General features: G+C 44.6%; 11 protein-coding genes. 5 read left to right on the top strand and 6 right to left on the bottom strand.

The window, feature by feature from the left end; genetic code table 11:
* Nucleotide 1 precedes the first annotated feature (1 nt).
* From AAC853_RS06655 to rnk, 3 genes are all read left to right on the top strand, one after another.
* Nucleotides 2-1,327 carry an LLM class flavin-dependent oxidoreductase gene (locus tag AAC853_RS06655; protein ID WP_340614024.1) on the top strand — a complete coding sequence of 442 codons (1,326 nt, stop codon included), beginning with the start codon at nt 2-4 and terminating at the stop codon, nt 1,325-1,327.
* Between the two features lie 247 nt (nt 1,328-1,574).
* A complete protein-coding gene (gene alr / locus AAC853_RS06650) occupies nt 1,575-2,807 on the top strand; it encodes an alanine racemase (RefSeq protein ID WP_340614023.1) in 1,233 nt (410 codons plus the stop codon).
* A gap of 205 nt (nt 2,808-3,012) precedes the next feature.
* Complete coding sequence (gene rnk, locus AAC853_RS06645; RefSeq protein WP_273559620.1) at nt 3,013-3,423, top strand: nucleoside diphosphate kinase regulator; 411 nt, start codon at nt 3,013-3,015, stop codon at nt 3,421-3,423.
* A gap of 50 nt (nt 3,424-3,473) precedes the next feature.
* Here the strand turns inward: rnk and pmbA are convergent, their stop codons facing one another.
* Nucleotides 3,474-4,817, bottom strand: a complete 1,344-nt coding sequence (gene pmbA / locus AAC853_RS06640; RefSeq protein WP_340614022.1) for a metalloprotease PmbA — start codon at nt 4,815-4,817, stop codon at nt 3,474-3,476.
* Nucleotides 4,818-5,014: 197 nt separating this feature from the next.
* Here pmbA and yjgA point away from each other — a divergent pair, with 197 nt between their 5' ends.
* Entirely contained in the window at nt 5,015-5,551 is a 537-nt protein-coding gene (gene yjgA, locus AAC853_RS06635; RefSeq protein WP_340614021.1) for a ribosome biogenesis factor YjgA, read from the top strand.
* Between the two features lie 171 nt (nt 5,552-5,722).
* Nucleotides 5,723-6,682: a D-2-hydroxyacid dehydrogenase family protein gene (locus AAC853_RS06630; RefSeq protein WP_340614020.1), complete on the top strand. Its 960-nt coding sequence runs from the start codon at nt 5,723-5,725 to the stop codon at nt 6,680-6,682.
* A gap of 61 nt (nt 6,683-6,743) precedes the next feature.
* On the opposite strand, the gene AAC853_RS06625 is transcribed toward AAC853_RS06630, so the two are convergent.
* Genes AAC853_RS06625 through yhdP form a run of 5 tightly spaced genes read right to left on the bottom strand, consistent with a single transcriptional unit; the run spans nt 6,744 to nt 13,592 of the window.
* Complete coding sequence (locus AAC853_RS06625; RefSeq protein ID WP_340614019.1) at nt 6,744-7,013, bottom strand: barstar family protein; 270 nt, start codon at nt 7,011-7,013, stop codon at nt 6,744-6,746.
* Nucleotides 7,014-7,017: 4 nt separating this feature from the next.
* On the bottom strand, nt 7,018-7,431 hold the full coding sequence (locus AAC853_RS06620) for a ribonuclease domain-containing protein (protein WP_422824187.1): 414 nt from the start codon (nt 7,429-7,431) through the stop codon (nt 7,018-7,020).
* Nucleotides 7,432-7,470: 39 nt separating this feature from the next.
* Nucleotides 7,471-8,916 carry a metalloprotease TldD gene (gene tldD / locus AAC853_RS06615; protein WP_338884220.1) on the bottom strand — a complete coding sequence of 482 codons (1,446 nt, stop codon included), beginning with the start codon at nt 8,914-8,916 and terminating at the stop codon, nt 7,471-7,473.
* An 18-nt stretch (nt 8,917-8,934) separates the two neighbouring features.
* On the bottom strand, nt 8,935-9,783 hold the full coding sequence (nit1, locus tag AAC853_RS06610) for a deaminated glutathione amidase (RefSeq protein ID WP_340614018.1): 849 nt from the start codon (nt 9,781-9,783) through the stop codon (nt 8,935-8,937).
* Nucleotides 9,780-13,592, bottom strand: a complete 3,813-nt coding sequence (yhdP, locus tag AAC853_RS06605) for an AsmA2 domain-containing protein YhdP (RefSeq protein WP_340614017.1) — start codon at nt 13,590-13,592, stop codon at nt 9,780-9,782. The genes nit1 and yhdP overlap by 4 nt, the downstream gene beginning before the upstream one ends.
* Nucleotides 13,593-13,653 lie beyond the last annotated feature (61 nt).

The following is a 13,653-nucleotide window of genomic DNA, read 5'->3' as shown; positions in this document are numbered from 1 at the left end:
TATGCCTAATAATAAAAGAGAAATGCATCTTAACTGCCATATAGTGGGTGTGGGTCAACACCCAGCAGGATGGAGAACCCAAAACGATACCCGTGCATTTATAAATCCACTTTTTTATCAAGAAATTGCAAAGTTGGCAGAATTAGGTAAATTTGACGCGCTGTTCTTTTCTGATTCGTTATCATTGCATGGCCATTCCCATGCTCCTTCACAGATGTTAGATCCATTAATAGTTTCGTCATCAATCCTGTCGGTAACAAAATATCTTGGATTTATTTGTACTGCATCCACCACCTTTAGCGATCCATTTATTTTAGCGCGACAGTTTTTAACGCTGGATCATCTTAGCCACGGTAGAATAGGCTGGAATGCCGTTACTACCTATAATCCAGCCGCCGCAAAAAACTTTGGAAAAATGCTGTTACCAAGCACATTAGAGCGCTATACACGGGCAAAAGAATTTATTCAGGTTGTCATGCAGTTATGGGAAAGCTGGGGAGAAGATGCACTCATTGCTGATGCAAGAAGTGGGATATTTGCTGATCCTGCCCAAGTGAATAGCATTGATCATAATGGACAATATTATACCGTTACCGGGCCATTAACTCTTCCTCGCAGCCCGCAAGGTATGCCACTGCTGGTACAGTCTGGTTCGTCTGAAGCAGGACTGGAGCTGGCAGCAAAATTTGCCGATATCGTCTTTACCTCACAGACTTCTTTTGAAAGAGCAAAACATTTTTATCAATACCTGAAAGCAAAAGTGAAAGCCCAAAAACGCAGCGAAGACTCGTTAAAAATCTTGCCTGGTTTATTCCCCATCATTGGTTCAACACTCGCTGAGGCACAAGAAAGAAAGGCAAAGATGGATGAACTCAGGAATGTAGATGAAGATATTATTATGTTAGCCCGGCAATTGGGGATAGAACCTGACGATCTGAAGCTACACCACCCTCTACCTTATCAACTCATCGAAAAATCATCTAAAGATATTGTTTCCAAAGGCTTCTTATCAGAGATAATCAATTTTGCTCGAACCAAAAACCTAACCGTTTATCAGTTGATTTTACAAAATATGGGCATGCACCGCATGTTGTTGGGAACCCCTGAAATGATCGCTGATGATCTGGAAAAATGGTTTTTGGAGAGTGCCGCTGATGGGTTCAACCTGAATTTTGATTCATTTCCTGACGCACTCCAAGTCATGGTCGATCAAGTTATTCCTATATTGCAAAAAAGAAACCTCTTTCGGACTGACTATACAGAGCAAACCATTAGAGAGCGCTTCGGTGTGGGCTATTGCCAAGGTAAAGACAAAATTAGTTATTAAAACTGACCAAAGGTAAAAAATCATTAATATAAACTATTCATTAAATTCTCACAAAGAGTAAAAACAAGACGTTTTTATTATTAACTTAGTTAATTAATCTAATTATTTATAAATAGTGTAATATAGATAATAAATGTTAGCTTTCAATAAGTTAACCATGTGAAATTAAATTAGAAAAAACTTATTATTAAAACGCAATTACACGAAGAACATTATGCATACAGTTCCTAAAATGGAGATTTACTTCATGCGTTTTAATAAAACCACACTGGCAATTCTTCTTGGTTTGAGTCTGTCTCAAGGTATTGTCCAAGCAGCGCCTGTGCTCTCTTTAGATAACACCCATGCAGAAAGTATCGCAGCAACCAATAACGCTTGGGTTGAAATCAATACCACGACTTTCGAAAATAATATTCACACGCTGCAAAAGAAACTGAATAAAGGCACCAAAATGTGCGCAGTTTTGAAAGGTGATGCTTATGGTCATGGCATTGACCTGCTGATGCCCTCCATCATCAAAACTGGCGTGCCTTGTGTAGGGATCACCAGTAATGAAGAAGCCCGCATCGTGCGTGAAAGCGGCTTTAAAGGGCAACTGATACGTGTCCGTACGGCTGACATCGCTGAAATCGAAAGCACATTGGGCTATGACATGGAAGAGATGATCGGCGATTTGGAACACGCCCAAGCGATTGATGCTCTGGCACAAAAACATGGCAAAGCTATTCACGTTCACCTGATGCTGAACACAGGTCTTATGAGCCGCAACGGTTTGGAAATGAAAACTGAGCAGGGCAAACAAGACGCTTTGAAAATCGCTCAGTTATCTAACCTGAAACTGGTTGGTATGATGAGCCACCATGCATTCACCGATCTGGATGCAATCCGTGACAGCATTAAAAACTTCAAAGAACAAACTTCCTGGCTGATCAAAACAGCAAATCTGAACAGGGACGAAATCACACTGCACGCATCAAGCTCTTTTGCATCACTCAGCATTCCTGAAGCGCAGTTCGATATGGCACGCGTTGGCAGTGCGCTGTACGGCATTCTGACCACCAGCCACCCAGAATTCAAGCCACTGATTCAAATGAAAACCCGCGTTGCTTCTGTTAAAACATATCCTAAAGGTAATGGTGTCGGTTACGACAACACTTTCATCCTGAAACGCGATTCCAAACTCGCTAACTTGCCGGTTGGTTTCTCTGATGGCTTTAGTTCTGCCCTGTCAAACAAAGCTTACGTTCTGATCAATGGTCACCGTGCCCCTGTTGTCGGTAGCGTGTCCATGAACACCGTGATGGTCGATGTGACTGACTTGCCAGAAGTGAAGAGCGGCGATGAAGTGGTCATTTTTGGTAAACAAGGTAACGACGAAATCACTCAGTCTGATATCCAAAAATGGGGAGGAATGCATGTTGTTGAGCTTTCTTCCATTTGGGGTGAAACCAACCCACGTATCGTAACCACCGGCTTATAATCTGTGGTTCAAAATGGTGGCAGACTGTTCTTTTTTCCATTACGAATAGGCTCTGTTTCATTAGCAATGCAAAACAGTTCGTGATCATGATCTCTTTATTTTCGCGGCAGAACAGCCTAATATCATTTTAATGACTTTGAAAATAACACCCCCCTCCTTGCGATGTGGGGTGTTATTTTGTATTGAGCCTAATTTGGAGTGTGGTATGAAAAAACCTAAAATCATTATCAATGAATTGGATGCCGAACGTTTAGATTCCCTGTTGGAACAACCTGCTTTTGCCAATACCCGCATCGCAGATGCCTTGAATGAAGAGTTGGATAGAGCAGAAATAGTGGCACCGGTAGATATCCCAGCAGATGTTGTCACCATGAACAGTGAAGTTCGCTTTATTGATCAGGGTAGCAATGAAGAGCGTGTTCGTACGCTGGTCTACCCTGCTTCCCTGCAAGACAGCACCAAACATCTGTCCGTTATGGCGCCTTTGGGTGCTGCTCTTCTGGGCTTGCGGGTGAATGATGAAATCACATGGACATTGCCAAACGGTGAAAAAACCCGCATAAAAGTACTAGAAATACTTTATCAGCCAGAAGCCGCAGGCGAATATCACCGCTAATTTCCAGCCAGCTCAGTGATGCCGAACTGGCTGCTGTTAATTGAGTATCCCTATTGACCGGCGATACTCATTTCCGGCAGCAACACCGAACCACACTGAATATTGCTACGTGTTTCGATATCATTACCAATTGTCACCATATTTGCCCACATATCTTTCAAATTGCCTGCAATGGTGATCTCACTGACAGGATATTGAATCTCACCATTCTCAACCCAAAAGCCGGATGCGCCGCGAGAATAATCCCCCGTCACCGCGCTAACGCCCTGTCCCATCAGCTCAGTGACGATCAGGCCAGTGCCCATTTCACGCAGCAAGCCAGCAAAGTCCAGCCCCTGGCCTGCAATACGCCAGTTATGAATTCCTCCTGCATGGCCCGTGTTCACCATTCCCAATTTACGGGCAGAATAGGAAGTCAGTAACCAAGTCTGCAAAACCCCCTCTTTGACAATATCACGTGGTATCGTACGCACACCTTCGCTGTCAAATGGCGTTGAAGCTAACCCACGCAATAAATGCGGTTGTTCTTCAATCGTCAGCCATGAAGGCAAAATAGGTTTACCCAGGCTATCCAACAAGAAAGAAGATTTACGATAAATGCTGCTACCGCTGATTGCGCCAACCAAATGACCGAACAACCCTGTAGCCACCTCCGCAGCAAAGATCACTGGCGCTTTCATGGTTGGTAACTTACGCGCCCCCAGACGAGAAAGCGTACGACGCGCGCACTCTTGCCCCACCCATTCAGGCGATTCCAACTCGTCAAAATGGCGACTCACGGTATAAGCATAATCGCGTTCCATATTGCCATCTTGCTCGGCAATCACACAGCTTGACATAGAATGACGACTTGAGCAGTAGCTTTGCAGCATACCGTGGCTATTACCAAATACCCGAATACCATAATGGCTGTTGAAACTTCCGCCTTCCGTATTAGTAATGCGCCCATCTGCCTGCAATGACGCTTGTTCAGCGCGGGCTGCCAACTCAATGGCTTTATCTGCATCTAAATCTGCGGGATGGAAAAGATCTAATTCAGGCGCTTCAAATGCCAATAACGCTTTATCGGCCGGGCCAGCATAAGGATCAGGCGAGGTATAACGCGCAATATCAATGGCGGCCTGCACAGTACGAGCAATCGCTTCTGGGCTGAGATCTGTTGATGAAGCGCTACCTTTGCGTTGCTGGTGATAAACCGTGATCCCCAATGCGCCGTCACTGTTAAACTCAACATTTTCGACTTCACTAAAACGGGTACTGACGCTAATTCCCGTCGTTTTATTGACCGCGACTTCCGCAGCATCACAACCGGATTTAGCCAATTCCAGCGCATGGGCAACCGCTTCTTCCAGCAGTTTACGCTGCTCCGCGATTTGTTGATTGGTGACTATCATTAATTAACGTAATCCATTGAATTAAAGAGAGAATTCGTCAGAAAAAATGCCTGCTTCCGGTTCATGACACGAATGTCGAGTGGTAATCAGGCAATTTTCCCAGTTACAATACACAATATTAGGATGTTAACACCCACCGGACGATAGGTCATGCTCCAAAACGTACCTTATCCGGCCTTTTTAGAAGGAAAACAATTATGGCAAAGCAGCCTGAAGATTGGCTCGACAATTATCCTGCTGAAGAGGAAGAAGAAGAGATAATCTGGGTCAGTAAAAGTGAAATTAAGCGAGATGCAGAAATTCTGAAAAAGTTGGGCGCAGAACTGGTTGAACTGAGTAAAAGCCAACTGGAGCGCATTCCACTGGATGAAGATTTGCGGGCAGCCATTGAGTTGGCACAGAAAATCAAGCGTGAAGGACGTCGCCGTCAATTGCAGCTCATTGGCAAACTGTTGCGTGCCCGTGATCCTGAGCCAATTACCACGGCGTTGGATAAACTGAAAAACCGTCACAACCAGCAAGTCATTGTTTTACATAAACTGGAAGAACTACGTGACAAATTGCTTGAAAATGATGATGCCTTTGAAGAAGTCATCACACTGTATCCACATACTGATCGCCAGCAACTGCGCGCATTGGTTCGTAATGCGAAAAAGGAGAAGGCAGCTAACAAGCCACCTAAATCCTACCGTCAAATTTTCCAATATTTGAAAGAGTTATCGGAATCCGCTTAATCCATCTTCACCGCCATTTCATTAAGAATTGGCGGTCATTTCCTTCCATCCTTTCCTCTTCGTTACAGCAGCTGTATCAAGTTAACAAAATTAATAAAATGTTATTGTTTGGTGAACAAAATAAGGTAACCTTCCCTACATTATTAATAATTTAGCCAAAGGATATCTCAAATGCCATTAGTTGTTATTCCTGATGATTATCAACATGCTACAAAACAAATCCAGGCTTTATACCAACACAGTGACTTTGAAGTCGTTTGCCTCGGTGCCCTCGACCGTGATCCCAAAGCAGAAGAACTATTATCCAAAGCTGATGCCCTCATCCTGATCCGTGAAAGAACTTTAATTGACGAAAAATTCTTGTCTAAAGCACCCAATCTAAAACTCATCAGTCAGACCGGAAAAGTTGCTTACAATATCGATCTTGAATTGTGCAAACAACGGGGTATTGCTGTTGTTGAAGGTAGTGGTTCACCTGTTGCCGCAGCAGAATTAACCTGGTTGTTAATTCAAAGTGCGATACGCCAATTTGTGCCGTCTGTAGAAATGATGAAGAAAGGTCACTGGCAAACTGAATTTGGCGACACCGTCGCAGGAAAAACGCTTGGGATAGTCGGTTATGGTAAGATAAGCCAACTTGTTGCTAAGTACGCACAAGCGTTTGATATGAAAGTACAAGTTTGGGGTTCAAATCGTGCCCAAGATCATGCCCGCCAAGAAGGATTAATTGTTCCAGGCTCCCGTGAAGCATTTTTCCAGACTTCAGATGTTGTCACCCTGCATCAACGATTAGTTAAAGAAACTACAGGAAATATCACACTTTCTGATTTAACCAAAATGAAACCTACCGCAGTCTTGGTAAATACAGCCCGCTCAGGGTTGATAGAAACAGGGGCGCTGGAAAAAGCCCTTGATTTAGGCACCCCTGGTTTTGCCGCCTTGGACGTTTTTGATATTGAGCCGATCTGGGATACCAATCACTCTTTATTAAAACGAAACAACGTACTTTGCAGCCCACATATCGGTTATGTTACTAAAAGCTGTTATGACATTTATTTCGAAAGTGCATTTAACAATATTGAGAGATATTTTTCTGGCGATAAAAGCCATGTGATTAACGCATGTGTTTAATAAGCAAAAAGCCGCCTGCATCATCGCAAGCGGCTCAAGAAATACCAACGGAAGAGACAATTCAACTTATCACATTAAACCGCAATTCCCCTTCCAACTCTTCTTCGGCTTCTTCAAACAACAATATTAGCGCCGCAAAACGTGTTCTTTTTTGCCCAGTCACGCGGATAAAATTAATCTCAACAGGTAACTGAATATAGCCAGTCACGGCATCCCACACTGCATCTAGGTTGGCACCAAAATCATCCCCAAGATCGAAGCGCTGTTTGAATTCATCATAGAAAGCGTTTAAGTCAGGGATCTTATTAAAGTCGAATTCCACCTTTTTCATACCATTACTCCAGTCGGGTAAAACTGTTGTAGTGATCAACCGTTAGAAAAATAAAGCCATCATTAGAATAAAGTAACCTGTCACTTCCTCTGTGCCCACACCGATAATTGACATCTGCTTCAAACCAATGGCGGCCGGATTTTGTCGGTAATTTATTCTCACGGTTGGAAAATTTATCACCACCAATTGCCCTGCCCGGCAATACTTCACATAAATTACCTGCACGAGCGTTCCAGCCAAGACGACGAGCTTGTTTCTTCGTAATGTAATAATCTGGCAATGTGTGATGCTGGCGCAGATAGTCCGCTACACGGCTTTGTTCAGTCAGAACATCAATCTGTTCTTCCTCTGAGTTAGCAAAGGCGGTATACATGACCGCCAGAGCCAATAGTACCGCCGCCAGAATGCTCTTTTTCATGATGACCTCAAGCCACTCGTCCTAATACTCAAGAAATTATCAGGCTGTTCCACCTACAGTCAGGTTATCCAGTTTCAACGTTGGTTGCCCAACACCCACTGGGACACTTTGGCCTTCCTTACCGCAGACACCCACACCTTTATCGAGAGCCAAATCATTGCCAACCATTGAAATTTGCTGCATGGCTTCAATCCCCGAACCAATCAAGGTCGCCCCTTTTACTGGCTTAGTGATTTTGCCGTTTTCAATCAAATAAGCTTCAGAAGTTGAGAAAACAAATTTACCCGATGTGATATCCACCTGACCACCACCGAAATTCGGTGCATACAGCCCACGATCTACACTGGCGATGATTTCTTCTGGTGTGGAATTCCCCGCCAGCATGTAGGTATTAGTCATACGTGGCATCGGCAAATGGGCATAAGATTCACGGCGACCATTACCCGTCGGAGCCACTCCCATCAAGCGAGCGTTGAGCTTATCCTGCATGTAGCCTTTCAAAATGCCATTTTCGATCAAGACATTGTATTGCCCTGGAACGCCTTCATCATCAATAGCCAGTGAACCACGGCGCCCTTCAAGTGTCCCGTCATCCACTACGGTACAGAGTTCTGAGGCCACTTTTTGCCCAACCTGACCAGAGAAAACAGAAGTTCCGCGGCGGTTAAAATCCCCTTCCAGACCATGCCCTACCGCTTCATGCAGCAGAACTCCCGGCCATCCAGCACCCAATACAACTGGCATGGTGCCCGCAGGGGCTGCAACTGCTGACAAGTTTATCAACGCCATGCGAACCGCTTCACGAGCAAATTGCTCTGCCAAAATCTGACCATCTTCGGTACGCAGGAAATATTCGTAACCATAACGGGCACCACCACCACTGCCGCCACGCTCACGCTTACCGTCTTCTTCCACCAAGACACTGACAGAAAGGCGTACCAATGGGCGAATATCTGCTGCCAATGTACCGTCTGTCGCCGCCACCAGCACTTGTTCATAAACGCCGCTCAAGCTGGCATTGACTTCTTGTACACGGGGATCTTCCGCGCGGGCAATTTGATCAACGCGGTGCAACAAAGCAATTTTCTCTTCCCGACTCATGCTCTGCAAAGGATCAATTGTTGGATAAAGTGCCTTATGCGTCACTGCACCTAACGTGTGAGAAATACCCTTACCCGCTTCCTGCACGATGCTACGCGCAGCCTGAGCGCTTTGCTGTAACGCATTCAATGTGATTTGATCTGCGTAAGCAAAACCCGTTTTTTCTCCACTGATCGCACGAACACCCACGCCTTGATCGATATTGTAGGAACCTTCTTTGATGATGCGATCTTCCAATACCCATGTTTCATGATAACTGGATTGGAAATAGAGATCGGCATAGTCCAAGCGACGCTCCGCCAATTGACCCAGTACAGAAAATAAGTCTTGATGATTCAAATTATTAGCCGCCAGTAAATGTTCACTGACATAAGTTAAACTCATATTGATTACTCTTTTATCTTAATTTGTATTCTTTTTTATCAAAGAAGTCAGTTGTGGACGGAATCGATTGTGTTTCACCACTTTTATCTGATCACGCATGTGATTCAAACTATCCCGACGAATATTAAGCTGTAATGCGCTGACAGCCAGAGAATTTTTCTTGATAATTTCTCCCCAGCCACTGACCGCCATGGTATGTCCCCATGTCCTGCGAGTGCCATGTACACCAACCTGCGCCGGTGCCAAAATAATACATTGATTTTCGATAGCACGGGCCCTCAGCAAAGGTTCCCAATGTGCCTTACCCGTCAATCGAGTGAAAGCAGCAGGGACGGAAATCAGCTCGGCACCCTGTTCACGCAATGCCTGAAAAAGCCCAGGAAAACGCAGATCATAACAGATAGTCATCCCCAGGCGACCAACGGGTGTATCAACAACGGTAATATGTTCCCCACGCTGATAAACAGTGGATTCATTATAGGCACCGTGTTCATCGTTGATATTGACATCAAACATATGGATTTTGTCGTAACGTGCCCGGATTTCCCCCTGATCATCAAACAGTAAACTACTGCTGGTGATACGCGAGGGATCTTCCCGACTGACCAATGGCATAGAGCCAATCAGCAGCCAAATACCGTAACGTTGTGCTATTTCGCTCACGGCCTGTTGCAATGGCCCACTGCCCTGTGTTTCTGCATGTGCGCGGTAGGTATCAGCATCAGCGAATAACAGGGCATTTTCTGGCGTCAGAACCAGTTTTACTGTCTCTGGTAATTGCTTAATCTGCTGTTCAATTTGCGCTAAATTGTGTTTGACATTCGCACCACTACATAATTGTAAAAGTGCAACATTGACATTTCTCATGGCCCTTTATTCTCCTTAAGCTGACGTAAAACTTCATCAATTTTAGGCTGTTCGAAGCTGCCCGTTAACCGATAGCGAATCACCGATATCTTGTTCCAAAGAGGCCTCAGTGCTTTTGTCGCGGCAAAAATTGCCGCACCAGCCACAGGATTGATGGCAAAGGCCGTCGCGACGCCCACTGTTGTCGAAATTTCTGGCGTAATGACCAATGCCATATCGATCTGGCGCTGAACTAGATCTGTTCGCCCTGTTGCATTAATATCTGCTGCCAATCCATCGATGAAAAAGTTATCGGTATACAAAACACCATTTTTTACCGTTGCATCACCACGAATGGAATCAAAGTTGAAATCATTACTGAATGTGTCACTGAAATCCAATTGTAATTTACGCAACAACGCATCAAAACTAATAAGCCTGAATAATTGCCCAGCCCTACCACCGCCTAATTTGGCAATAGCCCCTTTTTTCATGTTTCCAGTCAACGTGCCATTCAATGTCTTGAGATCCAGCTGCCACGGGACATTTTGCCATTTCAAATTGAAATCAAATTTGAAAGGTGCACCCACAATCGGCACGATAAAGCCCAAATAAGCAGCCATATCATCGAATTTTTCTCCTGATAAATACCCTTTGATATGGCTATAACTTCCGGTATGGTTTTCATACCAACGCCCAGATAATGTCAGGTTTCCAGCACTGTTCTCCATTTTCCCATTGGTCAAAACCAGAGAATCACCTTCTGGCCTGATCGAACCAGATACTTTGCCGAGTTTTAATCCACCCACCCAGCATTCTGCGCATTTAACATCCAATGCAGGCCAACTGTTCAAAGCATAATGGGGCATTGGCTCCTTATCTGGCATTAACTTTTTGTCATCACTCAACGAATCTGTCGCAAATAGAGGATCATAATAAAGGTAATTGATTGATGCCTGCATCGGCTTATGTTTTGCAATCAAAAGGCGGCCACCAATCTCTTTCCCCTTTGCATTCACGGTTACTTCACCATTTTGTTGCATGACATCGAATGCGAGCTGATTCCAACGCTGTCCAGCAAGATCCAGTGCAGGCAATGAAATTTCAAATACATTTGGCCACTGAAAACCCTCTTCTTCCGATGGTTTCCACTGCAAAAGAGCAAGCAACGCCAATAATTTTTCACCATCAATGGAAGGCAAATTTAATGCCAGTAATGATTTTTTCGGCAGTTCAGGAATCCCCTCATTATCGGTTCGAAAAATACCTCGCTGCAATTTGGCAGGGGCTTCTTCCAGATCCCACTGCGTATTGAATGCATATTTCTTGCCCATTAATCCTGTGATCTGAAGCTGGTTCATATCACCTTCAGCATGGAGATTAACTTTATCCCATTCCCGCAGAGATTCTGTGTCCAGTATTGGTAACTGACTGTTCAAATGTGACAAATCTGCATTAACTGCAACACGATATTTCACGTCACTTTTTGACTCACCTGAAGGTAGAGTAACATTGACATCCCCCTGCCAATTTAGCGCTCCAGATAACTTGTTGCGGATCTCTGCCGGAAGTTCCGGTAATGCCTTCGCCGCCCAATGTGAATCCAGTTTTACATCAACCTGATAACGCTTTGGCAAATCTTGGGTAGAAAACTTCAGGGACAAAGGGTTTCCTAGCCAATGAGCAGATAATGTCTCACTTTTTAAGTTACCATTGTCAAAACGAAATTTGCCATTGAGATGCGCCATCTCACTATTCAATGGCTTAATGAACAAATGGGTATCTTTCAACGCCACTTCTCCACTCGCCACAACTTTCCCATGCCGTAAAGGAATATCCATATGGAGTTTTCCATCCACCCGACCGTTAAGCTGTAAATTCTCTAGTGCGCTGCCAATTGTGTCTGCCATCGGGCTGTGGTTGAAATAATCATGAATACTCTTCCCATCCCCAGAAAGTGCCGCATCAATAAACAGCTTATGCTTACCGTAATCGGGGATCACTGCCGAAACGTGAGTCGCCCCCACTTTTCCCAACTGTGCTTTCTGTGCCAGCATCCACAATCCATTGTTCTGGAAGTTAAGATCAATATTCAAATCAAACAGTGCCGGCCAATCGGGTTGGTATTGAAAAGTGGCATGGCGCAGCGGCACAAATACCTGAAATTGACCGTTGTTCTGTTTAAACGGAAAGTCATGAGGATCACCATGAAAAATCAGGGTCGCATTATCGACCTTTCCCTTAATCAAGGAAGCAGTCAAATAGTCTGTCAGAGATTCCCCCATCAGTGGCTTGGGAAAATAGCGCCAAGCCTCACCTAGGTCATTAACTCGAATTCCCGCTAACATGGATAAAACAGGTGGTTTACTGTGAGGTTTTAGGTAATGGAAATTTCCATTAAGCCACAGCGATTTGGCCTGCAAATCCAGCCCCTGGCTCCATACTTCCATGCCATTTTGACCATTTTTCCAGGATACCTGCCCTTCGCTGCGGGTAATCTCAAGTGGAGCCTGAAACATATTACCATAATCAATAGTGCTGTTTTTCAGTGCAAGATTGAGCTTTCCCCAATGCTTATTTCCCTCTAAGCTGCCACTAAAATGGTTAACTGAAGGCAGTTCTTTCCAACGTAACCAGCTTACATCCTGCCATTTCAGGCGAATGCCCATATCATCGGGAAGGGCTGGTGTGATATCGAGGGCAAAATTGTCAATCACCCCTTTTGGCTGTCGGTATTGCCAATCCTTGACGATATCCGGTGTCACAAAAGAGAGTATCGGTAATATTCCGTTTAAATATTCAAGTTGGATATTTTCAGCACGAATACGCCAATGATCATTGTCCTGATATTGCCGAGACTGTTTAACATACAGTGCCGCAATCTTCCCTTCAGGCCATCGTTGCTCGTCAGTTTTCAGGCTTGCCAGATTTGGTACTTCGAACAACCACCCTTCCCCCTGACGACGCATCTGCACAAGGAAGTCACGCACTTCAAGTCGGTGTTTTTCATTTCCGACATCCCAATTGGCGCCACCGTGCCTAAGCTGCAAGCGTCCACTATCAATCCGCCCATTCTGCAAGGTAATCCAACTGGCTAAGCTGAAATGGGCCTTATCCAACCCCGTGTTATCCCTTAACCAACGGCTTAACCACAATCGCATGTCAATATCATCGGCCTGCAAATAAACGGTGCCATTATCCAAGATCCCATCGCTATCTTTCAGGTCAAGTTTCACCTGGACAATACCTTCTTGCCCATTAAGCGAAGAGAGGCTTACGCTGCCTTGTGCCCGATGGCGGTTATCTTGATTCAACCAGGTTAGTTGCGGTAATAGCAAATCGCCTTTTTCACCTGATGGCGTCAAAAAGGTCAATCGGCTGTCATGCAAATCAAAATGATTGAATTGTTCAAGAAACAAGGTAGAGAGGCTATCCGGCTGAGAAAACCTGTTTTCGCCCTCTGTGTCAAACAGCGCCTTATTGTAATTTACCTGAAGCTGGTAAAAAGACAGATCACGAAAATGCCAGCGCCGTTGTAGAAGTGAGCGCCAGATATCCAAAGAAAGCATGACCTTTTTGGCATGGATATCGACATCTGCCGTTTTTGCCCTGATATCACGGATTTCCAGACTAGGACCAAAAGGTTCCCAGTGTCCTTTTATGTAGCCAATATTGACAGGAATGTTTGTTACGTCAGCAATTTTTTCGACTAATTGCTGACGATATTCATTGATGTGTGGCAGGAAGAAACGCAACCCGCTGACAAGCAAAGCCACAATGATAATAACTATTGCGGCTGTCGCTAATAGTATCCCCGGCAGTCGCTTCACGCATTTCTCCTTGGTTGCCAGCGCTATTTCTCTGCAAGCTAATTTCTACAAATCTTCTTCT

The sequence above is a fragment of the Xenorhabdus thailandensis genome (assembly GCF_037996785.1).
Classification (GTDB): domain Bacteria; phylum Pseudomonadota; class Gammaproteobacteria; order Enterobacterales; family Enterobacteriaceae; genus Xenorhabdus; species Xenorhabdus griffiniae.
This window is presented reverse-complemented; position numbering and strand designations above follow the sequence as displayed.

Excerpts from the sequence above, each read along its gene's own strand:
- AAC853_RS06655 (WP_340614024.1), top strand. The coding sequence starts at position 2 with ATGCCTAATAATAAAAGAGAAATGCATCTTAACTGCCATATAGTGGGT.
- alr (WP_340614023.1), top strand. The coding sequence starts at position 1,575 with ATGCGTTTTAATAAAACCACACTGGCAATTCTTCTTGGTTTGAGTCTG.
- rnk (WP_273559620.1), top strand. The coding sequence starts at position 3,013 with ATGAAAAAACCTAAAATCATTATCAATGAATTGGATGCCGAACGTTTA.
- pmbA (WP_340614022.1), bottom strand. The coding sequence starts at position 4,817 with ATGATAGTCACCAATCAACAAATCGCGGAGCAGCGTAAACTGCTGGAA.
- yjgA (WP_340614021.1), top strand. The coding sequence starts at position 5,015 with ATGGCAAAGCAGCCTGAAGATTGGCTCGACAATTATCCTGCTGAAGAG.
- AAC853_RS06630 (WP_340614020.1), top strand. The coding sequence starts at position 5,723 with ATGCCATTAGTTGTTATTCCTGATGATTATCAACATGCTACAAAACAA.
- AAC853_RS06625 (WP_340614019.1), bottom strand. The coding sequence starts at position 7,013 with ATGAAAAAGGTGGAATTCGACTTTAATAAGATCCCTGACTTAAACGCT.
- AAC853_RS06620 (WP_422824187.1), bottom strand. The coding sequence starts at position 7,431 with ATGAAAAAGAGCATTCTGGCGGCGGTACTATTGGCTCTGGCGGTCATG.
- tldD (WP_338884220.1), bottom strand. The coding sequence starts at position 8,916 with ATGAGTTTAACTTATGTCAGTGAACATTTACTGGCGGCTAATAATTTG.
- nit1 (WP_340614018.1), bottom strand. The coding sequence starts at position 9,783 with ATGAGAAATGTCAATGTTGCACTTTTACAATTATGTAGTGGTGCGAAT.